Annotated in this window: 22 protein-coding genes; 7 read left to right on the top strand and 15 right to left on the bottom strand. The window is 38.6% G+C overall.

Annotated features, from left to right (window positions below; all coding sequences use genetic code 11):
* Nucleotides 1-9 precede the first annotated feature (9 nt).
* From SOM16_RS00170 to nhaA, 4 genes are all read right to left on the bottom strand, one after another.
* Nucleotides 10-480 carry a DUF6428 family protein gene (locus tag SOM16_RS00170; RefSeq protein ID WP_320461987.1) on the bottom strand — a complete coding sequence of 157 codons (471 nt, stop codon included), beginning with the start codon at nt 478-480 and terminating at the stop codon, nt 10-12.
* Nucleotides 481-523: 43 nt separating this feature from the next.
* Nucleotides 524-853: a metalloregulator ArsR/SmtB family transcription factor gene (locus SOM16_RS00165; RefSeq protein WP_320461986.1), complete on the bottom strand. Its 330-nt coding sequence runs from the start codon at nt 851-853 to the stop codon at nt 524-526.
* Nucleotides 854-1,156: 303 nt separating this feature from the next.
* Nucleotides 1,157-2,494: a TIGR00341 family protein gene (locus SOM16_RS00160; RefSeq protein WP_320461985.1), complete on the bottom strand. Its 1,338-nt coding sequence runs from the start codon at nt 2,492-2,494 to the stop codon at nt 1,157-1,159.
* A 20-nt stretch (nt 2,495-2,514) separates the two neighbouring features.
* Nucleotides 2,515-3,861 (bottom strand): Na+/H+ antiporter NhaA, encoded by a 1,347-nt coding sequence (nhaA, locus tag SOM16_RS00155; protein WP_320461984.1) that lies wholly within the window; start codon nt 3,859-3,861, stop codon nt 2,515-2,517.
* Nucleotides 3,862-3,912: 51 nt separating this feature from the next.
* Here nhaA and SOM16_RS00150 point away from each other — a divergent pair, with 51 nt between their 5' ends.
* A complete protein-coding gene (locus SOM16_RS00150; RefSeq protein ID WP_320461983.1) occupies nt 3,913-4,767 on the top strand; it encodes an ion transporter in 855 nt (284 codons plus the stop codon).
* Between the two features lie 789 nt (nt 4,768-5,556).
* Here the strand turns inward: SOM16_RS00150 and SOM16_RS00145 are convergent.
* The 6 genes from SOM16_RS00145 to SOM16_RS00120 form a co-directional block, all read right to left on the bottom strand.
* Entirely contained in the window at nt 5,557-5,946 is a 390-nt protein-coding gene (locus SOM16_RS00145) for a DUF3667 domain-containing protein (protein ID WP_320461982.1), read from the bottom strand.
* Between the two features lie 42 nt (nt 5,947-5,988).
* Nucleotides 5,989-7,059, bottom strand: coding sequence for a DUF5700 domain-containing putative Zn-dependent protease (locus SOM16_RS00140; protein ID WP_320461981.1), 1,071 nt, complete (start codon nt 7,057-7,059; stop codon nt 5,989-5,991).
* A 55-nt stretch (nt 7,060-7,114) separates the two neighbouring features.
* Nucleotides 7,115-7,867 (bottom strand): LytR/AlgR family response regulator transcription factor, encoded by a 753-nt coding sequence (locus tag SOM16_RS00135; RefSeq protein ID WP_320461980.1) that lies wholly within the window; start codon nt 7,865-7,867, stop codon nt 7,115-7,117.
* 9 nt (nt 7,868-7,876) lie between these two features.
* Nucleotides 7,877-9,139 (bottom strand): hypothetical protein, encoded by a 1,263-nt coding sequence (locus SOM16_RS00130; RefSeq protein ID WP_320461979.1) that lies wholly within the window; start codon nt 9,137-9,139, stop codon nt 7,877-7,879.
* Between the two features lie 4 nt (nt 9,140-9,143).
* Complete coding sequence (locus tag SOM16_RS00125) at nt 9,144-10,244, bottom strand: sensor histidine kinase (RefSeq protein WP_320461978.1); 1,101 nt, start codon at nt 10,242-10,244, stop codon at nt 9,144-9,146.
* Between the two features lie 202 nt (nt 10,245-10,446).
* A complete protein-coding gene (locus tag SOM16_RS00120) occupies nt 10,447-11,772 on the bottom strand; it encodes a serine hydrolase domain-containing protein (protein WP_320461977.1) in 1,326 nt (441 codons plus the stop codon).
* A 546-nt stretch (nt 11,773-12,318) separates the two neighbouring features.
* On the opposite strand from SOM16_RS00120, the gene SOM16_RS00115 reads away from it, so the two are divergent.
* Nucleotides 12,319-14,103: an ABC transporter ATP-binding protein gene (locus tag SOM16_RS00115; RefSeq protein ID WP_320461976.1), complete on the top strand. Its 1,785-nt coding sequence runs from the start codon at nt 12,319-12,321 to the stop codon at nt 14,101-14,103.
* 257 nt (nt 14,104-14,360) lie between these two features.
* Here SOM16_RS00115 and SOM16_RS00110 read toward each other — a convergent pair whose 3' ends face one another.
* The 5 genes from SOM16_RS00110 to SOM16_RS00090 all read right to left on the bottom strand — a co-directional run bounded on the left by SOM16_RS00110 (nt 14,361) and on the right by SOM16_RS00090 (nt 17,598).
* A complete protein-coding gene (locus SOM16_RS00110) occupies nt 14,361-14,645 on the bottom strand; it encodes a TIGR03643 family protein (protein ID WP_320461975.1) in 285 nt (94 codons plus the stop codon).
* Between the two features lie 310 nt (nt 14,646-14,955).
* Nucleotides 14,956-15,438 carry a hypothetical protein gene (locus SOM16_RS00105; protein ID WP_320461974.1) on the bottom strand — a complete coding sequence of 161 codons (483 nt, stop codon included), beginning with the start codon at nt 15,436-15,438 and terminating at the stop codon, nt 14,956-14,958.
* Nucleotides 15,439-15,442: 4 nt separating this feature from the next.
* Nucleotides 15,443-16,594 carry a zinc-dependent alcohol dehydrogenase gene (locus SOM16_RS00100; RefSeq protein ID WP_320461973.1) on the bottom strand — a complete coding sequence of 384 codons (1,152 nt, stop codon included), beginning with the start codon at nt 16,592-16,594 and terminating at the stop codon, nt 15,443-15,445.
* A gap of 17 nt (nt 16,595-16,611) precedes the next feature.
* Nucleotides 16,612-16,992: a hypothetical protein gene (locus SOM16_RS00095; RefSeq protein ID WP_320461972.1), complete on the bottom strand. Its 381-nt coding sequence runs from the start codon at nt 16,990-16,992 to the stop codon at nt 16,612-16,614.
* Nucleotides 16,993-17,241: 249 nt separating this feature from the next.
* On the bottom strand, nt 17,242-17,598 hold the full coding sequence (locus SOM16_RS00090) for a helix-turn-helix domain-containing protein (RefSeq protein ID WP_320461971.1): 357 nt from the start codon (nt 17,596-17,598) through the stop codon (nt 17,242-17,244).
* 98 nt (nt 17,599-17,696) lie between these two features.
* Between SOM16_RS00090 and SOM16_RS00085 the strand changes: the two genes are divergently transcribed.
* The 5 genes from SOM16_RS00085 to SOM16_RS00065 all read left to right on the top strand — a co-directional run bounded on the left by SOM16_RS00085 (nt 17,697) and on the right by SOM16_RS00065 (nt 25,527).
* Complete coding sequence (locus SOM16_RS00085; RefSeq protein WP_320461970.1) at nt 17,697-18,227, top strand: NAD(P)H-dependent oxidoreductase; 531 nt, start codon at nt 17,697-17,699, stop codon at nt 18,225-18,227.
* A gap of 485 nt (nt 18,228-18,712) precedes the next feature.
* A complete protein-coding gene (locus tag SOM16_RS00080) occupies nt 18,713-19,306 on the top strand; it encodes a sigma-70 family RNA polymerase sigma factor (RefSeq protein WP_320461969.1) in 594 nt (197 codons plus the stop codon).
* Nucleotides 19,307-19,465: 159 nt separating this feature from the next.
* Nucleotides 19,466-20,488: a FecR family protein gene (locus SOM16_RS00075; protein WP_320461968.1), complete on the top strand. Its 1,023-nt coding sequence runs from the start codon at nt 19,466-19,468 to the stop codon at nt 20,486-20,488.
* Nucleotides 20,489-20,633: 145 nt separating this feature from the next.
* Nucleotides 20,634-24,116, top strand: coding sequence for a SusC/RagA family TonB-linked outer membrane protein (locus tag SOM16_RS00070; protein ID WP_320461967.1), 3,483 nt, complete (start codon nt 20,634-20,636; stop codon nt 24,114-24,116).
* 13 nt (nt 24,117-24,129) lie between these two features.
* Nucleotides 24,130-25,527, top strand: a complete 1,398-nt coding sequence (locus tag SOM16_RS00065; RefSeq protein WP_320461966.1) for a RagB/SusD family nutrient uptake outer membrane protein — start codon at nt 24,130-24,132, stop codon at nt 25,525-25,527.
* The last annotated feature ends 16 nt before the right edge of the window (nt 25,528-25,543 follow it).

Raw genomic sequence — 25,543 nt, 5'->3', positions numbered from 1 at the left:
TTCTTTTAGTTAGCAGCAGCCACCCCCTGGAGTACATGTGTTTGCAGCGCCTGCCAGGTTTACCATCTCAATTTTTTCTTTTTTCGCCGGAATGCCGCATTTGTCCTCAGCAAGGCAAGCAGTCGTTTTAGAAGTTAACACAAAGTTATCCCCATCAAAGGCCAGGTCATATTTACCAATGGTTTCAGATTGGTATTCTACTTCTATATCCAGATCTTCCATGCCAATCACCTGCTCTGATAAGGAAATAATGTTCATTAATTTTCCTGCTTTCAAACGGTGCTCAAAGTCATTGGCGTTCCAAAGCTGAAAACTGGCTACTTTCTCATGGCGTACAGTGCCTCCACAGTCAATAAAATCTTTAGTGATTACGCCTACTTCAGTAACATGAAAGTGTTCAGGCACAACCTGCCCGCTCTCTAGTTTGAAATTAACGCTTTCTCTTTTAGCCAGAATTTCTTTAATTTCTGATAGTTTCATAATAGTATATTATAATTTAGCAATTGATTTAGCTTTGAAAAAATTAACAGCAGTCAGTTTCTTGTTTGTAAGCACCAAGAAAAGCACCCATCTGGTTCGCTATTAATTTCCATGTTATCGGATTGATACAATAACAAACACTGACCCCTTCAATGGTACCCTGAATGATTCCGGCATTCTTAAGCTCTTTCAAATGTTGAGATATAGTTGCCTGGGCAAGACCTAGTTCTTCTACCAGATCACCACAGATGCAGGTATTAGAAGCAAGTATCCTCTGCAAAATTGCAATGCGGGCAGGGTGAGCCAGCGCTTTTAATAACGTGGCCAATTGATTTTGTTCGGTGCTGAATAGTTCTGTTCTTGTAAGTCCCATAATTATACATTGCAATATTACGATATTTAATTTGGCAACTAAGAATTATTTTAGAGGTTATAAAAAAAATTAGCTTCGTTTCTGGTGTTTTTTTCCAAAAATCACAAAGGCTGCCCCGCCGTCGCTTGTTGCTATTACGCTTTGAAGTTATAAAGCCACTATGTTGATGTACCTGGTAATTGCGCTATAATAATTAAATTAGTTTGTTCAGGATCTTGTGATAAGGCTTTTAGTGATTAGATAGGCACTCCATGAACTCAGCTTGCCAGTTGCTCAGCTCGATTAGCTTTCTATTTTAAGTGATTACCGGGGAGCATAAATGGTTTTGAGAGAATCTACCTTCAATCTGCCTTTCAGCCAGGAACGGATCCTGGTTTGGTTGACCGGGTTGGGTACTTTGGAGACTTCTGCGCTGAACAATGTAAGGGTGTCTTTAATTTGCGTATCGAGTCTGTTGATCACAGTATTGGAGAGTGAATAGCTTTTGATTTCAGGAAACAGTGCGATTACTTCGGACCTGATATCGGGTAAGGGTTGGGAGAGTTTATTTACCTTAATGGCAGTGCCAGACTGTTTTTCTTTTTTAAATACATCTTCCATGATACTGGCCTTGATCTGTGAGAAATCAATTTCCTGCCTTGCATTAAGGCCTTGCCGGATCCTTAAGGTAGTTCCGTCGAGTTTATATTTTGTTAAGTTTGACTTTATAGTCTGGATGATATTTTCTGGAAGTTCCGTACCGATCAACAGTAAATCGATTTCTTTTTCCCCCTCTGCGTAACGCAGGTTTCGGTTAATGACCTGGGTTGTGGTGAAATCGAACTGCTCCCGGATAAATGTTTGAGCATTGTTTTCAAAAATACTTTTTTGCACGATGCCATAAGCAAGGTATATGCTGGGAATGATGGTGATGAGTACGCTGATCAAAATATACCTGGACACTTTTTTTTCTACGCCCGGATCCTCAAAATGTTTTTTATCGAATTTTAGAAAGCGTACGATAAGATAGGTAGATATACAGATGAACAGACTGTTGATGAAAAACAGATACAATGCACCAAAGAAAAAGGGCCAGTTAGCCATGGCGAGTCCATAGCCTGCTGTACAGAGCGGAGGCATTAGCGCGGTCGCGATCGCCACGCCTGGGATTACATTGCTTTTTTCCCTTCTGGTGGCGGCAATAATTCCTGCAAGTCCGCCTGTGAAAGCGATAAACACATCCCATATTGATGGCGTTGTTCTGGCAAGTAGTTCACTCTGGGCCTCATGCAATGGGGTGATGTAAAAGTATAGGGTGGAGGTTACTATACTGATAAAAGTGGCGATGAGCAGGTTTCGTCCACCTTTTTTAACAAGTTCAAAATCATTTGTGCCAATGCCGAGGCCTATTCCCATAATTGGGCCCATTAGTGGCGAGATGAGCATGGCGCCAATAATCACTGCTGTTGAGTTTACATTGAGGCCAACCGATGCGATAATGATTGCAAAGATGAGCGTCCATAAAGGACCGCCTACAAATACCGAATTCCTGGAGATGGAATCTACCACCTCACTCTCATTTGCTTTATCAATATGCAAGTTAAAGCGATTTGCCAAGAAAGCCCTTATCGCGCCGCGTACATCATCGGTTTTTTTCTCCATGTCTTTTTTGATCTTGTTTTTTAGCTGTTGGTTGTATCTCCGGCTGGTTGTTGGATCTCACTAGATTGGCCAACGCGTTTAAGTACAATTGTACCTGATATTCCGGCGATGATTGACGCGATCAGAATTCCGTATTTGGCCTGATTGATTAATACCGGGTCGCCAAAGGCCAGACCACTGATAAAAAGCGACATGGTAAAGCCTATTCCGGCAAGAAGCGCAACGCCGGCAATATGTTTCCAGTTGGCCCCTTCAGGAAGACTGGAAATTTTGTACCTGACCATAATCCAGCAAAACAGTAGAATGCCGGTAAATTTGCCTACGATGAGTCCTGCAGCTACTCCTATGGATACAGGATTTATAATTGAGCTAAAAAAATCTGATGTGATCACAATGCCAGCATTGGCCAGTGCAAACAGTGGCATGATCCCGAACGCTACCCAAGGGTGGAGGGCATGCTCAATAGTTTGCAAGGGGGTTTCAGCTGCCATGCTCAAAGTCTTTACTTTTTGGATAGTCTTATTTTGCAGGGGGGTAATCAGGCTTCCCCGCTGTGGTATATCGGCTTCAAAGTCATAGGAAAGTTTTCTGAGGTTGCTGGAATAGATTTGCTCATCAATCCTGGTAACGGCAGGGATAGTGAAGGCCACCAGCACACCTGCGATGGTGGCATGTACGCCGGAGAGCAAAAAGCCTATCCAGGCACCTATGCCCAGTAAAAGGTAAAACAGGGCACTTCGTATACCCATCCGGTTTCCCACCATCAGCAATATCAAAAATCCTGCACCAATTGCCAATGGCGTAAAATTGATCTGTTCGGTATAGAAAAATGCAATGACCAGTACCGCGCCAAGGTCATCGGCCACGGCCAATGCAGAAAGAAAGATTTTGACCGAGACAGGAATGTGTTTGCTGGCCATGGAAAGTAATGCCAGTGCGAAAGCAATGTCGGTGGCCATAGGAATTCCCCAGCCGTGGGCTGCATGGGTGCCTTTATTGATAACAAAATAGATAACTGCCGGAACCAGCATTCCCCCCAGTGCCGCGGTCATTGGTAGAGAGGCCTTTTGCAAAGAGGAAAGTTCTCCTTCCATAAATTCCCGCTTCAGCTCCAGACCGATTACGAAGAAAAATATAGCCATTAGGCCATCGTTGATCCAGATATGAAGGGGATGGCTGAGTAAAAACTTGTCAAACCCGACAGAAAAATTGATATGCCATAGATGTTCATAAAATTCATGAAAAGGGGAGTTTGCCCATGCAATGGCGATTACCACACTGATCAGGAGCACAATGCCACTGGTGTATTCCAGGTGGATAAAGCGACTAACCGGGGCCATGATCTTTTCTATTGTTGTCTTTTCCATATTCTTCAAAATTCCAAATATACAGGTTTAGAGAAACTATGGGTTTTTATTATGGCGTTAATATCTTATTTTGCCAAAAAAACCGATAAGGGAATGATCAGAGCGAACGATATCATACGGAAAAAAATATACATCATTATCTTCCGCTCAGATACAAGGGCGGGTAAATCCTTCGATGTTGTACTGTTGATACTGATCCTGCTGAGCATTCTTTCAGTCTTTCTGGAAAGCGTGGCCGCTGTAAGGGAAAGATTTTATCATACGATTCATGCACTGGAATGGATCTTTACCGTTTTGTTTACGGTGGAATATTTGCTTCGGATATATGCCAGCCACAAGCCATTTCGATACATTTTCAGTTTTTATGGGATCGTGGATCTGATCGCTTTTATTCCAACTTATTTAAGTCTATTCTTTCTGGGCACACAATACCTGGTAGTGGTGCGCGCCTTTCGTTTGCTGCGCGTATTCAGGATACTCAAACTTACCCAATTTCTCTATGAAGGCAATATTTTGAAAAAAGCGCTTAAGGCAAGCCTCTATAAAATCGTGATGTTCCTTTCCAGTGTCATCACTTTGGTCACCATCATTGGCACCCTGATGTATATTATAGAAGGAGAGCGGAGTGGGTTTACAAGCATTCCCATGTCTATATATTGGGCCATTGTAACCATCACTACTGTTGGCTATGGTGATATTTCGCCTCAAAGTCCGCTGGGGCAAATGCTTGCCAGTGTGCTGATGGTAATTGGCTATGGGATAATTGCCGTTCCTACGGGCATCGTATCCGTTGAAATGTCCAGGGCTACCGATGCAGCAAAGTCGAAGTGTCCAAACTGTTATGCAGGACTCCACAGCGAAGATGACAGGTTCTGTTTTAATTGTGGGCATCAATTAAAAAAGTAAAGTATATTTATTCTCTCATTAAGCTACAGCTCTTATAGTCTTCTACCATTGATTAATCATCAGGAAAGAGCTGGAACAATGCAGGACTGGTCGAAATTGGTTTTTGAAAGACACGGAGTTTTGGTATCAGGCGGGGATCGTCTCAATGAACTATAAATTGTGTCTATTGCTGTTGTATATACTTGATTTACTGTATATAGTAATTGAACATGTTTTGAATCTAAAGGTCGTATAGCTAATGCATGAGCAATAGTGTTAAAACAATTAGAATTTTCTTATAAACTACGAAATTGATGAAAAATAGTATTTTTGAAATAAAGTACGCTTTCAGTAAGATTAAAGACGGTTTTGCAGTCGGGAAAATTCTTTTTAATGCTAGGAAGATATAGGGAATAAAATAAAGCATATTAACAATTTCAAAGTCTGAGGAAAATAAAAAATACGTGACTAATCTGATTCCATCAAGCTTTAATAACCAAAGAAAGGGTTTTAGGATATTGATGTCATAGTTGTATCTCAGAAATGATAAAATTGAGAATACGATAAGTTGAAAGGATAAGAAGTGAGCTGCAAATATTAATGCGTTGGCAAAATACTTAAACCGATTTTTAAAGAAGATATAAACTGTACCAGCGAAAAAAGGAATAATAACGACAATAAAAGATTTGCTATAAATGTAGCTGTTCAGCCAGAATCGCTCAGAAAATTGGATTTTACTCAACCCAAAATGCTCCTGTTTATATTTGGCTAAGCTTGCTATCCTGTCAATAACCCAGCTGTCAACAACACTCAGCCACCGGAAAACGAAATAGTTACCAAACCACCATATTTTTCATCCCCAATATTTGGTGTATAATCAGTTACACCAATTGCATGTGTAACCAAAAAGAAAAAGATATTTGAAAGTAAAAAAATCTGCATCGGTTTTGCATATTTTACGCGGATGCCGTGCATATTTTGCCTGGTCAGGAAACCAGGCTTGGTAAATATATAAAGGAAAGAGCGAAGAAATTTTTCATCAAAATGTGTAAAAATATCAATCGTTTGTGTTATGAATTTTTTAATACGGTAATCCGACTCATGAAAAGCTTTCTCCCCACAATCATGGCAAAACTTACCTTTGAATTTCGTTTGGCACGAAGGGCAGGTTTCTGACTTTAAATACTGGTCTTGAATCATATTGAAATTGATTGACCTTTTTGACGGAAATGACTCATCACGTTATTTTGATTTTAGATAGCGCTTTCTCAACGAAGTGAGATAGGCTATACTTTGCTTCGAGAATACAAATGGCTTGCTTTTGTCTTTTTTTGCAGCCTCGTTGTATACCAGGAAATAATAGAAGGGGTCGTCCAGGTGCTTCAACAGTTTTGGTTTTAATCCATTGTTCTCAATATAGTGAGACATATATGTGCCTGGTACATGGCCGTTACTGAAATCGCTGCCTTTAAAGAAGTCTCTTACCTTAAATTTTTGTTCACGCTTTGCGCTTGCTGATATCAAGGAATCCATTCTTGGCAGCACAATCTTTGCATCATCAAAAAATACTTGGAAATAACGTTGGTATGGGGTTAGCAACTTCGCGGTGTCGGTCGAATATTTTTTATCGATCATATCCGCACTTCCTTCATTGAGCACACGGTTAAGTACATTAACTAACACTTCATCTTTTGGCTGTGGAACGAAATCTGCCTGTGGCCTGAGCATGTGGTGAAGTTCATGTCCGCCTAAGGCACCGTAATGGTTGGCGTCGTTGGCATAAGCACATAGTAGGGTATAAATGACCGTGTTTCCACTGGCGTGGGCATCATTATGGATGGGTATTATAGAAAACGTTGCGTTGGGCAATTTTCGTCTCGAACTTTTAGCCAGAGCGCTGAAGGCATATTGATAACAGGTATCATAATAGGCATTTGGATTACTGCTGATCTTGTTTAGATAAGCCTTCATTTCTGTTTCATGAATTTTGTATTCATTAATTATATAGGTTAACCAATACTGTTCGGGCGTCTTCAATCGTGTGGCTAAAATGGAGGCATTTTTAGGCATATAAACTACTTGCATGCTCCTGCGGTAGCGTTCCCCATAATCATCACCAAGACCTTGATCCTTTAAATAGATTTGTATGTTTTTATCTTGTAGGAAATTATAAAAGTCTGTTTTACTGATGGTGTCACCTTTTATCAGCTGGGCGGTCATTTCAAAATAGCGCCTGCAAGTGCTGTCAGTAAGGTTTTGAGAGAATACATTGGCCGATATACATAGGAATGAGATTATTAAGATTGACTTCATTGTTTGGATTTTAATTTTTTTGGTCATTTTCTGAAATATAAAATTTGTCATCCTATTAGAGATGAAGGTACTGTTTGAGCATGTTTTGGTATTGTCGGCTAGAAGAAAGCCTCCGCTGGTCTGCATGTTTCATGATAAAGACCAAGGTGCCATTAAGGGCTTTCCTGATTTCTTTAATGTGTTCGGTATTGATGATACTTCCTCTGTGAATCCGTTGGAATTCTTTTGGTAATTGAGCAATTAATTCCGTTAATGTAAAATCAGTAAGGTGTCTCCTTCCATCTTTCAGGTTTAGAAATACAAACTTGTCTTCTGCTTCTATGATAACGATCTCTTCCAGTCTGATCAGTAAAATTCTGTTACCAGCCTTAACGGTAAGCGTCTTTAGTTTTTCTTGGGCATCGAATCGCATGAGATTAGATGCCATAGCAATCGCCTCAACAGATTGGGTATGGGTTTGACGAAGTTTTTTGACGGTTTTTTCCAATCGGTCTTCTACAACTGGTTTTAAGAGATAATCAATGGTGTTTTCTTCAAATGCCTTGATCGCATATTGATCGTAAGCAGTAGTAAAGATCACTTTTGGTTGGTGTTTAATCCGGCTTAGCACTTCAAAACCATTCAAACCGGGCATTTCTATATCTAGAAAGACAAGGTCTGGTTGTAGGCTATCTATCAGTGCAACGCCATCAATTCCATTGGTTGCATAACCGTTGATATTGAAATCATCATAAACTGACAGCATCCTTGCCAAACGCTCAATGGCTGGTTCTTCATCTTCGATAAGTAATGTTTTCCAGATTTTCATAAACACATTTTAAGGCAAAATAGTGGTAACTGCAGGAGAATTTCTGATCAAGATCACATACTGAAAATAATCTGTTAAGCTCTTTTGAGCTTCATCCAGTTGCAGTTGTTGCTGTACTGGCATCATAGGACTATAGATAATGCGGACTTGTTGTTTCAGAAACGGACTGTTTGCACCGTTCATCTTAAAGAGGGTTGCGCTTTTTGGACTGGAAGCCTTTTTAAAATCTTCGATGAATTCGAATTTTGTTAATGGTCCATCGTAATTCATATCACTGCTCACCGTATAATGTTTTCCTTTGTTTTGTAAAGCAGGCGGCATAAACCGGGTGGGTAAGGCCATCTGGCAATCCAGGTAGAGCATACCTATTGAGGCGATTTTTCCTTTTAGTGATAACTCTTTGTCGTTTGAGAGTAGATAAGCAAGCGACACTGATTTTCCTCCATTGGCTTTTGCCTGTAGCATATGGGAGAACCCCCAGAGTCCGTACAACTTTTCCCTTGCCCAGTTTAAGTCTTTATAGCGGTTTTTAAAGTTTTCAAAAATCACGCGTTCACGACTTTTTGAATCTATTTTGGAACAATTAGTTAAGGCATAGGTTAAATTACAACGTTCGTCAGAACTTATTTTTGGGAAGCTTTCATTATTCATTACGTTTAATAATTTACGGCTTTCCTGCACAATTAAACTGTCTTCGCCTCGCGTTCTCAACAAACTGATTAAGGGTTTAAATTCCATAATCTCAGAAAGAAATTTGTTTTTATCGATAACCTCCTGAAAATAATCAGCTGCTAAAACTGGGTTATGAATCTGATCGATTCCTACAAATTGTATTTTTCTTTCAGCGGAAAGGGTTTTATTGAGCGCTCTGATCTTTCTGATTTTTTCCTTAAAATCCTGATTGGCCCATTGCGCATCATATTTTATCCAATCTACAAATACGGTGTCCAAACATTTTTCATTACCTGTTTTTAAATATTTATTGAGATACCAAGCTTTTGCAAAGTCGATTTCTGCAATGTAAGTATGTACTCCAACCTTTTGATTCAAGAGCTTGAGAAAGTTAAAGTCAATTTCCTGTGGCTGCTTGATTCCATGAGACTCGCCTATAAGAAAAATCTGATTGTTGAAAAAATCTTTGTCTAAAACAGTGCCCTGTTCCATGGTATTGCCGAGAATAACACTGTTTTTTTGTAGATAGGTGGCAACTGATTGCGATTTTACTGTTATGGTAAAAAAGCAGCATACTGCAATGCAATAATATTTGATCATAAACTTAATTTGTTTGATTATTATGGGAAAGGTTCTCCGTACTAATCGGCAGTTTAATGCTGATATGTTTAATGGGTTCGTTGATCACCTGCAACTGATGATTTTCGCCATAGATGAGATTAAGTTTTTCGTAAGTACTCTGCAAGCCATAGCCCATATCAAGCTGCTCTGGAAAGCCTGCACCATTGTCTATAATTTGGATATGGATTTTATTGTTTTCACAATTAATATTCACACAGAGCTGACCATGATCGATTACCTTTTTTAAACCGTGTTTCAGCGCATTTTCTACCAATGGTTGGAGTAAAAACCGAGGTATGGTTAAGGTATTGCAATCAGGTGTCACATTTACCTCAAAAGTGATACGATTGCCGAAGCGTACCTTCTCAATAGCCAGGTATGCATTCATAATCTCCACTTCTTCAGCTATGGTAATAAGATTGTGCTGTTGAGAATCAAGGCTATGTCTAAATAGCTTTGAAAGCAATAAAGTCATTTCTTCAGATTTTTTACCATTGGTAATGCTTAAACTGGCGATGCTATTGAGTGCATTATATAAAAAATGAGGATTGATTCGAGATTGTAGAGTCTGCAATTCAGCTTTTGTTTTCAGTTCTTTGAGCTTAATTACGTCAAGTTCTTTTTCCTGAAGCCGGAGATGCATGATCGAACGCTGGTTTTGATAAAGATAGATGAGTGTGCTTGCAATAACGGCGATGATCGGACTAAGTTTGTAATCGTTATAATGGGTAAGAAAATGGAATGGGACACCAAAAACACTGGAAAGGACAAAGTAGGCTATCTCGGTACCAATAAACATGCCTACAAAATTGCATAGATAGTAGATGATGATAAGCTGCCATTTGCCAATCTTTTTTGGCTTGATGTAATGCTCGAATACAAAAAGGCAATTGGCAATGCTAACGGTAATGAAAATGCTGAATGCAAGATAAAAAAACAGCTTTCTAGCCGACACTAGCTGGCCAGTAAATACTGTGTGCAGCATACTCAGAGCGAGGCCAGTACTAAAACCAATCAATGCATACTGCCAGTTTGCTTTAATAAGCGAACTGGTAATGAGCGTTGGTAATTTGGATGGCGGCATAGCGCAAATCTGTTAAAATTCCTTTATATTTCTCTGGTAAAAACGACGACTGGACTATATTAAAGGATGAAGCGACATAATACTCATAAGGTTTGGTCGGGTACTCCTGTAATTATTTACCAATCTATATTTTTTGATAGCCAATGTTACCAGCAACTGAGGTAATATTAATGATTGTATCTCGAACGGATTATACTATTTCCTACTTGATGATTACATACCTATAGCTTTTACCACCTTGTACTAAAGTCATCTCATGCCTGGCACGGTCGAACTTCATTAGCACGTCAAATTGCTCACGCTTAAAATCGTTTCTGTTTATTACATCCAGTGAAAAAGCAGACTGACCGCTGGCCTGAGCAATTAAGACTGGTCCCGACTTTGTAATGGAGATTTTTAAAGGCATCTCTTCACTTTGATAATTGCCCAGCAATTCATCCAAATCTTCCTCTTTTAGCTGTTTGGGTATTTCGTATGGACGATTATAATATGCTTTAAGCAGCACGAGTAAAACATCATTTAATGCATAATTCATACCATTGGTTGTAATGATAAACGTAACGCCATCTTCAGGAACCATGTACATTGCACTGTAACTCCCAGAAGTGCCACCATTATGGCCCAAAAGTATTTTTTCGTAAAAATGAGATTTTAGCAGGCCCATTCCTAACAGATTGTTGCCGCTAAAAGTCTTCATATAATTGTAACTCTGGGTGCTAACTAATTTTCCATTAGCAAGCGAATTTATAAATACTGATAAATCTTGAGGAGTAGACAGAATATCGCCGACACCAACAATATTTGGGAAATAGATGTCTTTTATTGGAACCAAGGATCCGTTAAAAATGTAAGGTCTGGCTTCAAGCGTTTGACTGTTATTTATTGTGGCTGCTATGGTGTTTTTTAATTTAATCTTATCGGTGATTCGCTGCTTTAGTGCTGCCTGATAAGTTTGGCCAGTAAGCTTTTCTATTATATATCCAAGCAACAGGAAACCGCCATTAGAGTACTGTTGTTTCGCTCCCGGCTCGAAATGTGGTTTCACCATAGCGATTTTATCCAGCAATTCTTCCTTTGTATGGGGCACTGTGATCCATTCCTTATTTTCGTTTACATAGTCAGAAAGACCGCTGGTATGATTGAGCAGGTGCGCTATGGTGATTCGATCTGCATTAGGCAGCTGTGAGAAAAACATGGAAAGCTTAGTGTCCAGCGAAATTTTCTTTTCCTCAATCAATTGGAAGATCATCACTGCTGTAAAACTCTTGGAAATAGAACCAATCCGGTATCTCGTTTGTAAAGTGGCAGGGATCTTTTTCTCGCCATCGATCTGACTATAGCCGATGGTTTTCTGATAAATGGACTTACCTTCTTTAGTAATGAGTACACTACCCATTACCTGACTATTGGAAGAAACTGCTTTGAAAAAACTATCCAGTTTGACCGTGTTAAGCAACTGCGCCTGGGTATCATTAAAAATAATGCTCAATAGAAATACAACAATAGGTGCAATTTTTTTGCAATTCATATATAGGGCGTGTTAGGATGGTACAACAATATAAGGTTTTATTCGTGTTCCAAGTTGAATCCTTCCCGATTTGCTGAAATAAAAGTTTAAATGACTGGAATCATACCGGTTAAACTAAACTATACATTCAGAAAGTTAAAAATCTGCTAAATCTTTTGCTATTAAATCGAGTTCTAAGATTAAACTGGGTAATTACAGTTAAAAGTTTAATTGTGAGTGTTTTGTGTTGAGTATCCGATCGATTTTCTATCTTACAAAATATATTTTTAAAAAATTTATATCAACAATTGTTTAAAAATGTATTAAAGAAGTAAAAGCACTGAAGAATTTGTGCTAAATAAGGTTTTAATTATGTAGGGCAATCGTTTTTGGTGATTTTATTAATTAATTTAGGGTGTTAAAGATTACATATAAAACAAATATACATTCCTCCTTGTTGTATGGCCGTTAATGATTAAATAAAATAAGATGGTAGTGATTTTAAGGTAGAAATCATAAAACAAGTTTTATTTCGTTATAAAATACTGCGTTTAATTTGCCGAAACTATGAAGATTTTATTTAGCTATCTAAAAAAGCACAAGTATATTGTACTATTGGCGTTGTTGATGACGGCAATTAATCAGGGCTTTTCCCTTGTTGAGCCATTGATTACTGGAAAACTTGTTGATGATTACATTAATAAGAGAGAACTGCTTACCAGGCATGAATATTTTACCGGAATTATGACGCTAATCGGCTTAGGTATAGGTGCAGCACTGGTATCCCGAATTGCAAATAATTTTCAGGATTTTTATACCATTACCATTGCTCAGAAAACAGGAGCCGAGATGTATGCCGACGGAATGAAACACTCCCTGGATATGCCTTACTATGTTTTTGAAGAGCAACGAAGCGGAGCAAAACTCGACATGCTGGGCAGGGTAAGAAGTGACTCCGAAAACTTTATCAAATCTTCCATTAATGTCACCTTTATGGCCTTATTTGGGATCATTTTTGTAAGCGTATATTCTGCCTTGATTAGCTATAAAGTCACGCTGGTATTCATTGCCTCCGTTCCGATTATTACCTATTTGAGCTGGAAACTCTCTGAAAAGGTAAAGGTTGTTCACCGGGCTATCGTATCTAAAACTTCAGTTTTGGCAGGGCGATCCACAGAGTCACTAAGAAATATCGAGCTGGTTAAAAGTCATGGCTTGGGCGAACAGGAAATTGATCGTTTAAATACGGCAACTTATAAAATTCTAACCCTTGAAATTGTAAAGACCAAAATTTTAAGGATGCTGAGTTTTATTCAGGGAAGTACGGTTAATATTGTAAGAAGTGTGATGATTGTAGTGATGCTTATGCTGATCTTTGATAAAGAACTTTCAGCAGGTCAGTATTTTAGTTTCCTGTTGTACTCTTATTTTCTATTCGGACCATTACAGGAATTCGGACACATGGCATTAACCTGGCGGGAAGCTCAAATATCCTTCGGTCACTTTAAACGCATTATGGATATGCCTGTAGAAGCCATACCTGACGATCCAACCTCATTACATAAAATTGATCATATCGAATTTAAGAATGTGTTCTTTAAATATAAAAACAGCAATCGCAATGCCTTAAATGGCATCTCCTTTCATGCAGAAGAAGGGGAAACAGTAGCGTTTGTAGGACCATCTGGATCAGGTAAAACCACCTTAATTAAATTATTGGTTGGCCTGTACAAGCCATTTAAAGGCGATGTATTTTACAATAAAACACATACCGATGAAATTCATCTTGATGAGTTGAGAAGGAAGATTGGTTTTGTGACTCAGGATACGCAGCTGTTTTCTGGCAATATCAGAGATAATCTTAGGTTTGTAAAACCTGATGCAACAGATGAGGAGTGCATGGCAGCACTTAATAAAGCCGCCTGCCAATCGTTATTATCAAGAGCAGAAGATGGTCTAGATACGCTTATTGGAGAAAGTGGTGTAAAAGTTTCTGGTGGCGAAAAGCAAAGGTTATCTATAGCGAGGGCATTGTTAAGAAATCCAAATATTTTGCTGTTTGATGAGGCTACCTCGGCATTGGATTCCCTGACAGAAGAAGAGATTACTAAAACGGTGAATAAGCTGTCTGAACTTAAAGACCATATCACCTTGATCATCGCCCACCGCTTATCAACAATTATGCATGCTAACCGAATTTATGTTTTAGAAAACGGGGAGATTGTAGAAAGCGGCAATCATGAAGAATTAATTGAGCAAAAGGGACTTTATTATGCCATGTGGCGCCAACAGATCGGCAGGCGTAAACTGGTTGATGAAATTAATAAACTCGATGAATTATTGTTGAATTAATCAGCTCTTTAAAATAGTTAACAAACTCCAGAAATATTTTTTAAAAAAAGAAGTAAGCAGTTATAAGAGAATTAATCAGCCCGGCAATAGGCTATTGCTGGTTGCGATGGCTTTAAAGATTAAACTATATTCATGAACATATAAATAATTACAGATATCCAATCCCAATGCGGTACGGGTAATAACTTTTATGCCTTTAAGTTTAAATCATAGTGCTATCCAGGCTGCCTTCCGGTACTTACTAATTTCCCGATAACCTATCTTTTGGAAATTTTATTGTGAGTAATTGATCTTTGAAGGTCACACTTAAACCTGATGATGTCTTTTGTGCGCAAAGCAGCATGTTTGGTCGGGCGGTTTTTTGTGCGTTTGCGCCACCGTTTAAAACTATTTGCTTTCATCTCTTTTCGCATGAGTGCGATCACAGCTGTCTGGTTTAGGCCAAACTGAATTTCAATGGCATCAAAAGTGGTACGGTCTTCCCATGCCATTTCTATAATTCTATCAATTTCTACGGGCGAAAATATTCGTTCTTCCATCATTTGGTTTAGGTGTATTAGTGCTGCTTTAAGTAATGGTATTTATTACCTACTTAAACAGTTTATGCCGGAAACTGTTCGGTTAGTAATGTGTTTTTTAGCAGGTGTTAACTACCTTAAGATATTAAATCCTTTAATTGGATTTATAGTTTGGAGGTTCTCGTGAACTGTAATAAATTGACCGTTATTACTTTACAGGATAGAATAACCTGGATGGAAAAAGATTTACTTAATAAATGTTATTTGTTTTTAAATCAAAAACATTACCTGAAATTATTTTTCCAGGTAATGTTTTTCATCGGAAAAATTTAATCTATTTTCTTCTGGATAAATAAGTAATTGCCAGGGAGGCAACTAATGCCGTAACAAATACTTTTTTCACCAGTCCCTGGGGGTTGTATTTTAACTCAGCTTTGAAGCCACGCTCTGCAAGGATATTTGGAATATACCCTTTTTTTAAATCTTCAAAAATGCCTTCCCAACTATTCACCCTGTCGGCCAGAATTAAAGGAATCCAATGGCGATACCGATCTTCGCTATGTTTAAAAGCATACCGCCTGATGGCACCACTCAAACCTGAAGGTGGAACAGTGGTTCCAATTACAGCAGAATATTGTGGCCTTTCAATAGATTTAAGTACTTCAACATCAACGGGCTGCGGAGGCGATTTTTCATAATCACTGCGTTTATGGTCATCGCCGGTATAGTTCTTCATCGGGTAGGTTGGCTCATTCTCCGGGTCTATATCCATTCCCCATCCCGGGATGCTCTTATAATCGAAATTTTCTGTGTTCATCTTTTTATGCTTTAGTAGAAGTAATGAGAACGGTTTTGATACATTCATCCAGTTTGGAAGAGAAAATGTGATAAGCATCTGATACCTCTTCCAAAGGAATTCTGTGGGTGATTAATCCTTTAGGATTCAGTCTTCCTGATTGTACATGATCAATTAGCTTTGGCAAGAGCCGTTTTACAGATGCCTGATTTGCCCTGATGGTAATTCCTTTATTTAAGACGTTACCAATAGGTACATAATTAAATGGCGGACCATAAACACCAACAATGGAAACAATGCCACCTTTTTTAACACTATTAATGGCCCATTGTAAAGCTGTTGCAGAACCAGCCTGCATTAAGGTTACTTTGCCGGTAAAGGTTTGCAGGGTATTTCCTTCCGCTTCGCAGCCTACGCAGTCTATACATACATCTGCTCCGTACCAATCGGTAATCTTTTTAATAAACATTACCGGATCTTCCATCGATTTAAAATTATACGCCTCACATTTGGCGTAGTTTTTTGCAAATTCTAAGCGGTAATCAACATGATCAATGATGATTACGCGGGCAGCTCCAAAAAACCAGGCACACCTCGCAGCCATAATCCCGATAGGACCAGCGCCAAAAACAACAACTGTATCGCCTTCTTTTATTCCACCCATTTCTGCCGCCTGATAGCCCGTAGGTACGACATCGGTAAGTAAAACAGCATCATCAGGATCCATATCTGCAGGGATTACAGTCGGGCCTGTATTGGCATAAGGCACGCGTACATATTCTGCCTGCCCGCCATTGTAACCACCTGCGGTATGCGAATAGCCAAATATGGAGCCAACCGCGGTTGACATAGAATTGGATTCATGACAATTTCCGTAAAGGCCTTGCTTACAGAAGTTACACTTTCCGCAGGCAATATTAAAAGGCACTAAAACCTGATCTCCAACCTTTACATTCGTAACCAATGGACCAACCTCTTCAATAATACCGGTAAATTCATGCCCAAAGGTAGAGCCTACCCGGGTATCAGGAACCATACCATGGTATAAATGCAAATCTGATCCGCAAATACAGGTTCTGGTTACGCGAACAATTGCATCTTCCGGATGAAGGATTTCTGGCATTTGGCGCTGTTCTGCTCTGACCCGGTAAGGGCCACGATAATTCATTGCTAACATAATTTCTTCTTTTTTATTTATATGAACAGATATTTATTCTCTTCTGGCTCTTCTTTCCAGTCGCTAACCGCCACATTCAAGGCAGCAAGAGCAGTATAAGCCAAATGGTAAGCAAGTACTTTTTTCTTTCTGCGTACAAAAGGAAAAACAGAAAGAGTAGATAGGAGCGCGATATTGAAAAGATCAATATGCAGGTGAGTTTTTCTCCTGATGGTTTTTACTGCACCATAACAATGATTGCTTAGTAAATTATAGGCCAATAAATTGATGCCCAGTACACCATAACGGATTACAGAAGACCGATCCAATCCAATCACCTTAGGTAAAACCAGAGCAGAAGCCGTAAATAAGTAATCACTTATTCCATGCTGATCGTAGGATAGTTTTTTTGTTTCCATGCCTAAAGAACAAGGGCATGTGAAATGAAGTTTAGAATAAGATGAATTAACTTTTGAGGCTATCTAAAAACTGTAGTATTTCAATTCAATTTAATTTAAATCTCCTGTGTACTGAAGATTTCGCAGGTTTTGCGGGCATACCATAAAACTTTCGAAGTATTTCCCCCAACAAAGGCCACCAAAGCTTTGCCGGTTAATGTTTTGCCACAAGCAAAAAGGTTCAGGCAATTTTTGTTTTTTAGCCCGGCTTTATTTTATTTCCTTATGTTTCTGTGCCCATTGATCAAGGTGTTGAATAATAGGCCCTAATTCATACCCAATTGAGGTGAGTTCATATTCAACTTTTGGCGGTACTTCTGCATAAACTGTTCGGATTAACAGTTTATTTTCTTCCAGTTTACGCAGTTGCAGGGTAAGCATTCGCTCTGTAATATTTGGCAAACGTTTTTTCAGTTCACCAAACCTTAGCTTTCCATTCATTAACCAAGAGCAAATTACCAATGCCCATTGGCCGCTAATAATATTGCTTGCATAGGCTTCGCCACATTCTTCTGCCAAAGCTTGTTTATTGGCAAAGTTGGTAGATGTTTCTTTGATATTAGACATTACTTACATTTTTTATAGTAGATAACAATGGGTGGCTAAGGTGGCTAATTTAGCGTACCTACGCTATTTTTGCAATAAATAAATTTAAAATTGATCAAATGAAAACATTAATCGTAGTTATTCACCCAGATATTGAAGGTTCCATTATTAATAAAAGATGGGTAGAAGAATTGAAAAAATTTCCTGAGCAATACGAAATTCATCAGCTGCATAAAAGTTACCCCGATGGAAAAATTGATGTGTTAGCAGAGCAGAAGCTGATGGAAGAATATGATAAAATTGTGTTTCAGTTTCCGTATTATTGGTTTAACAGTCCATGGTTATTTAAAAAGTGGTTGGATGAAGTGCTCTTACATGGCTGGGCTTATGGGAGTGAAAGTGGTTATAAACTCGCCGGGAAAAAGATTTCCATGGCCATTTCTCTTGGCGCAGATGAAGCCGACTATCAAGAATCGGGAGTTTACCATTATCCGCTGGAAGAGTTATTGCGCCCGTTCGAGCTTTCCTTTAATTTTGTAAAAGCCAATTACCAGCCCGCGTTTGCGTATTATGGAATCGAATATAATTCTTCAGCAGAATGGATTGAAAAAAGTGTACCGCTGTATATGGATTTTTTGAATTCATTGTAACATGATTCAAACCTTCACTTGAAACCGTATTAGGTATTAATCCAGTTAAAATAAACTAGCCCTTGGCCCGCCCCGCTGTTTAAGTTTGATTATCAATTTTAATACATAGGGTGTAGAGATGTGAGTTTTCGGTTGGTGAGTCACCAAATAATAGAAAATGCTTGAACGGCAGGAAGGCTACGGTTTAAACCTTGAAGTATTTTCGCCGCATAGGCCACCAAAACCTTTTAAGTTTATAATTAAAGTGATTACCATTTCCAATTAAATAGATTAAACTGAATACTAAATGTAGTATTCGGTTTAATCATACAAAATATATTAAAAATGTATCGTTTTAATTAGTTTATTTAATAGGTTTGTTCAGAAACCCAAACATCTTTTAAACCAATAGCCGAACTCAAATCTAAAGATCATTAAACATCAAATAATAAACACCATTGCAATAATCTAGATGTGTATTTTAGGCGTTTAGAATTCTTTAACTTGTGGAAAAAAGCATCGACGATATTGAACTGTGGAACCTTTTAAAAAAGGGTGATAAAGTTGCATTGGATATGATCTACACCAGACATTTCAATTCGCTTTTCCAATATGGCATGCGCATGCTCCAGGATGAGGATGCCGTTCACGATTGTCTGCAGAATTTGTTTGTTAAGCTTTGGGTTAAGCACAGTACTTTAGCCGAAGTTACCAGTCTTCGCAACTATCTTATTTCTTCTTTGCGCAACGGCATTACCAATTACAGGTTATCTGAAAGTAAATATGACACCGTTGAATTAAATGGTGAAGATCATTTCGACCTCAAATTCACTGTCGAATCTGATTTTATAAAAAAAGAAGAGCATAGCGAAAAATCCATGAAGTTGTCTGCTGCAATGAATAAACTCACGGCCAGGCAAAAAGAGATTATTTACCTTAAATATTTCGAGGAAATGGAATATGCTGAAATTGCTGAAATAATGGATTTAACCATTAAAGGTACCTACAAACTAAGTGCCCGGGCCCTGGAAGCGCTAAGACAAATCTTAAACATAGATAATGCGCTCTTATTGGCCATGCTCTTATCAGTCAGGAAATAAAAAAAAAATACGCTGTTTTCTTCATTTTTCCTGTTAAAATATTTTTTAGCGTGGCATTATGCAATTTTTTTAAGTCTTTTTTAAAATATTTTAAATTCCATGGGGTAATATTTAAATATTAACTGTCTTTACCGTAATAAGTGCAAGAAGGCAGTCTAAATGAATAAAGAAATATACCGGTTTTATACTGTTGCTGAGTTTTTAGCAGATCGCGATTTTATTCGCTATGTAAAATTCCAATCTCCAGACGATGTTTCGTTTTGGAAAAACTGGAGTGTAGAAAATCCAGATCACCAGGTTGCTTTTCAGGAAGCCTACTCAGAGTTGAAGATTATTTTTAGTGCTCAGGAGATTATGGTACCCCATGGTTTTATGGAGAACCTAAGAATGGATATCAATTCTTCAATTGCTCAGATTGAAGCGAAAAGAAAAAGAGCCAAATCTTACATCCTTTGGTCTTCATCCATTGCAGCAACTTTAGTGGTCGGCATTTTATCTGTTTGGTACTTTACCAGTAACATTGTTGTACTCACCAATTATGGTGAAACGAAAAAGATTCAATTTTCAGATGGCACAGAAATTCTGTTAAATGCAAACTCAACGCTGAGTTACCCGCGTGCCTATGCCTGGAAAAAAGTGAGATCCATTGCTCTTGAAGGCGAGGCTTACTTCAAGGTAAAACACCTCAATCAAAATCCTTCAGCAGTTAAATCAGGAGAATTATTTCAGGCCAAAACTAAAAGTGTGGAAGTTTCGGTTTTGGGTACTGAGTTTAATTTGAAAGAAAGACATGGCCTTGCAAATGTCGCATTGGTGAACGGTAAGGTTAAGGTTAGATCAATAAAAACCAATGCAGGATATTTTCTGCAACCGGGCAACACCATCAAAATCAATTCTACTAATGGTCAGTTGATGCTTAATCAACAAAGCCCGCTTGAACAAACAGCTTGGGTGGATGGCAAACTCATCGTAAACCAGGCAACTGTTAATGAAATTATTACTGCTTTCGAAGATTTATATGGCTACAAGGTTATTCTAGATAATCCGGCCTTGGGCAATAAAAAAATCGATGGAAGTATTTCTATAAGGAGTGAACAAAGCTTACTGTTTACGCTCAGTAATATTTTAAATGTGAATGTTAAAAAAGAAGGGAAGACTATTCGGCTGGAAACACGACGCTGAACATTAAAAAATTAATCAACCAAACCAAACCAACCAAACAACTAAGATGATTAGAAATTTAACTAAACCAATCTACTATCTGCTATCCGTTATTTTTTTGCTGAATATAAGTCATCCTGTTTCAGCTCAGGATAAAATAATAACAATGGAAGCAGCACTTAATGCCATTTCAACAAAATATAAAACCAAATTTGCTTATGAGCATGCCATTATTCAGGGGAAGTTTACTCCAGCGGAGAGTTTAAAGGCTAAATCCCTCGATGAATCTTTAAAAAGGATACTTTATCCTAATAATTTACTTTTCTTATATGTTAGTGAAGGGAGTTATACAATTGTTAGCCGCGGGGATAAAACCCTCCAGCAGGACGCTCCATCTGCACCTTTGGCAAACAGAAATGATGAAGAGTTTTATCTTACCGGTAAGGTATCAGACGAAACCGGAGGCGGGTTGCCTGGCGTAACCATTAAATCGGATGGTTCAAATCGTGCAACCATGACAGATCGTGAGGGTAAATTTGCATTTTTTGTGCCAAAGGCGGCAACCAGTATCAGCTTTTCCTATTTAGGTTATCAAACAGCCGTAAGATCGGTGGTAGGCCAGCCAAAAAGCCTCATAATTTCGTTATCGCCAACAGCAGGCAGCCAGTTAAATGATGTTAATATTGTTTCTAATGGTTACCAGGTATTGCCTAAAGAACGTTCAACCGGTGCCGCAGTTGAAATTACGGCTGCAGATCTTGAAAAAATTAAGACGCCTAACCTTGTACAGCGTTTGGAAAATCAGGTTGCAGGATTAAAGGTTAATTTAAATTCTGATAACATGTTTACCTACGGAAATACGCAGGTAGCCATTAATGGTGGAACAAGAACATTGGGAACAACCGATTACAGCATGTCTATAAGAGGTGTTAGTACCGTAAGGGGGGAGAGTTTTCCGCTGGTAGTTATAGATGGTGCGATTTCGGAACTGGATTTATCTGCCCTGAATCCAAATGATGTAGAAAGCATTACTTTTTTAAAGGATGCAGCAGCGGCCTCTATCTGGGGGGTACGTGCGGCAAATGGCGTAATTGTAGTAACCACTAAAAAGGGATCACAAAATCAGGCACCAAAAATTAGTTTTTCGGCATCTGCTACGGTTTCTAATAAACCTGATCTGGGTTATCTGAATTTAATGAACGCTTCTCAAGCCATTGCCTATGAGCAAGATCTGGTCGCCAAAAATTTAATTACAACGCCAAATGCCTTAAACCCTTTCGGGCAACCAGTGGCCGATGTAACAGATTTAACGTTTAAACTTAGAGCAGGAACAATTACCCAGGCGGCCTATAATGAGGCTATTGCCAAATACAGTTCCATCAATAGCCTGGATCAAATCTCTCAATACCTGCTCAGGCCATCAAACAATCAGCAATATGATTTTTCTGTTAGCGGTGGTGGAAAAAGCAGTGATTATTTTTATTCAGCATCATACAGTAAAGAAAATCCTCAAACCGTTGGCGTAGATGGGCAACGCTTAACTTTTACTTTGAACAATAATTTTAAATTGTTTAAAGTAGCAACCCTGTCTACAAACGTAAAAGGCTCATTTTTTAAGTTTAATAATAATGGACAGTCTTTAAATGCGTTATTAAGTCCATCCTCAACCACCTTTATGCCCTACAACCAACTTGTAGATGATCAGGGCAACAGAGTGAGCTATTCAAGGCAATATTATTCTGGATGGGTAAATTCGCTCCAGAGCAGGGGCTATTTAAACTGGAACTACAATTCACTTAATGAAATGGATAATGCCGATAATCGCCAGGAGGATAACAACTATACGGTTAATTTGAATTTAAATGTACCAATCTTTAAAGGGCTTTCGGCCAATGCATTTTATGGTAATGAAAGAGGTTTTAGTAATTCAAGAAGCTATTATAACGAGCAAACTTACCTATATAGAAACCTGGTAAACGGCTATACACCTTTACCGGCATCAGGTGCACTTGCTATTAATTCAATCGGATTATCTCCTGGTAGCGGTATTCTTACAGCGGTTAATACAACCAGTAATAACTACACTTTAAGGGGGCAATTAAATTATGATAATATATTTAATAGCATTCACCAGTTAACCATGATTGCTGGTTCAGAAATCCGTCAAACGAAGATTGGTCAGGGTACCAATACCATGTATGGATATAACACAGGCACCGGATTGGCCAGGCCTGTAGACTTTTTTACACCTTATTCATCCATTCAGGGATTCAGCTTTCCGTTAAATGGAAGTCCGGTTCAGCAAGATAAAACCAGAAGGTATTTATCCTATTACAGTAATGCTGCTTATACTTTTAAAGGTAAATACACACTATCAGGAAGTGTTCGCTATGATGATTATAATAACTTTGGTGTAGATCGTAAATTCAGGGCCACACCCTTATGGTCTACCGGTTTAAAATGGGATGTGGCGAAAGAATCATTCTTGCGCAACACCAAATGGATTAATAATTTAAGTATCCGTGCCACTTACGGTGTGAACGGAAATATTTCTACCAACATTTACCCTTTTACCTACATTGCATTGGCTGCCAGCGATCTTACCACTGGGCTTCCATACGCTTCAATCAGTTCGCCGGCAAATCCAGAACTCAGGTGGGAAAAAACTGCTGTAGCAAATCTGGGTGTAGATTTTGATTTGTTAAACAACAGGTTATCAGGTGCGGTGGATATCTACACCAAAAGAGGAAAAGATTTATTTTATGAATTTCCTATAAATGGTACTTATGGGATAACCTCACTATTCCGCAATGCAACAAGCCTTTCTGGTAATGGAGTAGATTTGAACTTAAGGGGAGTAATTCTTCGAAATGATGATTTCGAAATGAATACCGGAATTAATTTCGCCTATAATAACAATAAAATTACGGATGTAAGATTTGCCCTTACCTCTTCATTCTATGCTAATCCTGCTTACGGAAACCTCCTTAATGATTATCCTAACGATAAAGTATTTGTATATAAAAATGCTGGTTTAGATGCCACAGGGCTTACCCAGGTATTTGATGAAAAGGGTGCTAAAGTTGCTGCAAGCCGAAATCTTACTTCCATTGATGCGCTTAGCTATGCAGGGCGGAGAAACGCACCGTATTTCGGTAATTTTAATACCAACTTCCGGTATAAAAAACTAACCTTAATGGCTGTAGCCTCTTATCAGTTCGGTAATGTCTTTTTAAGGCCAACTATTTCTTCATACCCAACAGCGAGAATCGGAGTAAGATACGATTTGAATGAAGATATAACCAGACGCTGGATTAAAGCTGGAGATGAGGCCATTACCAATGTGCCTGGGGCAGGCGGAACTTTTGCAGCAGTGAGCCTTTTACGTTATCAGCAGTCGGATATTAATGTACTTAAGGGTGATTATGTACGTTTAAGGGAATTATCATTAACCTATCAGTTACCTGTAGCGCAAATTACGAAACTGGTTAGGGCAGCAAATTTAGCTTTTGCGGTAAGGAATCTTGGCTTAATCTGGACTGCCAACAAAGAAGGTTTTGATCCAGACTTTGTGAGTGGTTTAACTGCAACCACGTTAGGCCTACCGTCGGCAGTTTCCTATAATTTCTCACTTAATGTTAACTTTTAATTCCCGGCAAATCATGAATATAAAACATACAATATATAGTTTTCTACTAATAGCAACAGCGCTATCCGGATGTAAAAAATTTGTAGACATTAAAACACAGGGCAATCTGGTACCCAATCAAACCATTAACTATCGTTACCTGTTAAATAATAGTAGAGGATTTGACGGTGTAGCCAATTTATCTGATTTTGCTTCTTCAGATATAGACCTAAACGATGCAGCACAACAGTTTGATTTATCCGGAAGCCAATTCAACTATTATTTCACGCAGAGCTACAGTTGGCAACCCGTTATTTTTCCATTTGGCTCGCCATACGAGCAGGATCAGAGCTGGCTTACCCTATATGCTACCATTCTTAATTGTAATACCATTATTAATGAACTTCCTGCCAGTGATGGCACAGCAGCAGATAAAAATGCATTAATGGCTGAGGCATTCGTTCATCGCGCAGATGCTTACTTAAACCTGATTAATACTTATGCCAAGCCGTATAATGCGGCTTCTGCGTCTACCGATTTAGGTGTGCCTTTACTATTGGTACAAACGGTTAGCCAATCGCTAAAAAGGGCGAGTGTAGAAGCTGTTTATACACAAATTATAAATGATCTGACTGCAGCAGTTCCATATTTACCTAATTCGCAAGCCTATAATACTTTGCCATCAAAAGCCTCAGCCTATGGTGAATTGGCCAGGTGTTATTTAATGAGGAATGATTATGCCAATGCCGCAAGGTATGCAGATGAAGCATTGAAATTAAGAAATACGCTTGTTGATCTTTCCAATTTAACTTCCATTACCAGCACAAATTATCCATTGAGAATAAGTAACCCGGAAATTTTACTTTCTAAAATACCTACGGGCGGTTCTATGACTACTGCGCCTGCAGTAATGAAATTAAGCACTGAATACTTAAATTTATTAGGAACTAAAGATCAGCGATATACACTTTTTACTGCTCCTGCTAGCGCCATTTCTTCGACGTATACTGGTCGCTTTTTTTCTAAGGAATCAGTAACCAGAGAAACCAGAAATGAGGGGGTATCGGTGCCAGAAATGATGTTAATCCGTGCGGAAGCCTTTGCCAGGGGCGGAGATATAAACAATGCCATGAATTTGGTGAATGCCCTGAGAATTAAAAGATTTAAGCCTGCAGATTATGTGCCCTTAGTGGCCAGCAGTGCAAATGATGCACTTGTTAAGGTAATTGATGAACGCAGAAGAGAATTTTTTGGAACCATGTTACGTTGGTGGGATATGCGGAGGCTTAATACTGATGCCCTTTTTCAGCGAACTTATACCAGAACTTTTAACGGAGTAACCACTACGCTGGTACCCAATAGCAATAGATACACTTTTCCGATAGCAGAATACTACCGTAACTTAAATCCTGAATTAGAACCAAATCCTTAATACACAATAATCATCC

Origin of the sequence: Pedobacter sp. CFBP9032, from assembly GCF_034045265.1 — a bacterium.
Taxonomy (GTDB): domain Bacteria; phylum Bacteroidota; class Bacteroidia; order Sphingobacteriales; family Sphingobacteriaceae; genus Pedobacter.
The sequence above is the reverse complement of the archived record's forward strand: the minus strand, read 5'-3'. Positions and strand labels throughout refer to the sequence as shown.

Bases quoted from the DNA above. Each gene is read 5' to 3' on its own strand.
- nhaA (WP_320461984.1), bottom strand. From the start codon at position 3,861: ATGGAAAAGACAACAATAGAAAAGATCATGGCCCCGGTTAGTCGCTTT.
- SOM16_RS00165 (WP_320461986.1), bottom strand. From the start codon at position 853: ATGGGACTTACAAGAACAGAACTATTCAGCACCGAACAAAATCAATTG.
- SOM16_RS00135 (WP_320461980.1), bottom strand. From the start codon at position 7,867: ATGAAAATCTGGAAAACATTACTTATCGAAGATGAAGAACCAGCCATT.
- SOM16_RS00105 (WP_320461974.1), bottom strand. From the start codon at position 15,438: ATGAACACAGAAAATTTCGATTATAAGAGCATCCCGGGATGGGGAATG.
- SOM16_RS00125 (WP_320461978.1), bottom strand. From the start codon at position 10,244: ATGCCGCCATCCAAATTACCAACGCTCATTACCAGTTCGCTTATTAAA.
- SOM16_RS00065 (WP_320461966.1), top strand. From the start codon at position 24,130: ATGAATATAAAACATACAATATATAGTTTTCTACTAATAGCAACAGCG.
- SOM16_RS00115 (WP_320461976.1), top strand. From the start codon at position 12,319: ATGAAGATTTTATTTAGCTATCTAAAAAAGCACAAGTATATTGTACTA.
- SOM16_RS00075 (WP_320461968.1), top strand. From the start codon at position 19,466: ATGAATAAAGAAATATACCGGTTTTATACTGTTGCTGAGTTTTTAGCA.
- SOM16_RS00110 (WP_320461975.1), bottom strand. From the start codon at position 14,645: ATGATGGAAGAACGAATATTTTCGCCCGTAGAAATTGATAGAATTATA.
- SOM16_RS00120 (WP_320461977.1), bottom strand. From the start codon at position 11,772: ATGAATTGCAAAAAAATTGCACCTATTGTTGTATTTCTATTGAGCATT.
- SOM16_RS00170 (WP_320461987.1), bottom strand. From the start codon at position 480: ATGAAACTATCAGAAATTAAAGAAATTCTGGCTAAAAGAGAAAGCGTT.
- SOM16_RS00130 (WP_320461979.1), bottom strand. From the start codon at position 9,139: ATGATCAAATATTATTGCATTGCAGTATGCTGCTTTTTTACCATAACA.
- SOM16_RS00140 (WP_320461981.1), bottom strand. From the start codon at position 7,059: ATGAAGTCAATCTTAATAATCTCATTCCTATGTATATCGGCCAATGTA.
- SOM16_RS00090 (WP_320461971.1), bottom strand. From the start codon at position 17,598: ATGTCTAATATCAAAGAAACATCTACCAACTTTGCCAATAAACAAGCT.
- SOM16_RS00145 (WP_320461982.1), bottom strand. From the start codon at position 5,946: ATGATTCAAGACCAGTATTTAAAGTCAGAAACCTGCCCTTCGTGCCAA.
- SOM16_RS00095 (WP_320461972.1), bottom strand. From the start codon at position 16,992: ATGGAAACAAAAAAACTATCCTACGATCAGCATGGAATAAGTGATTAC.
- SOM16_RS00070 (WP_320461967.1), top strand. From the start codon at position 20,634: ATGGAAGCAGCACTTAATGCCATTTCAACAAAATATAAAACCAAATTT.
- SOM16_RS00150 (WP_320461983.1), top strand. From the start codon at position 3,913: ATGGCGTTAATATCTTATTTTGCCAAAAAAACCGATAAGGGAATGATC.
- SOM16_RS00160 (WP_320461985.1), bottom strand. From the start codon at position 2,494: ATGGAGAAAAAAACCGATGATGTACGCGGCGCGATAAGGGCTTTCTTG.
- SOM16_RS00085 (WP_320461970.1), top strand. From the start codon at position 17,697: ATGAAAACATTAATCGTAGTTATTCACCCAGATATTGAAGGTTCCATT.
- SOM16_RS00100 (WP_320461973.1), bottom strand. From the start codon at position 16,594: ATGTTAGCAATGAATTATCGTGGCCCTTACCGGGTCAGAGCAGAACAG.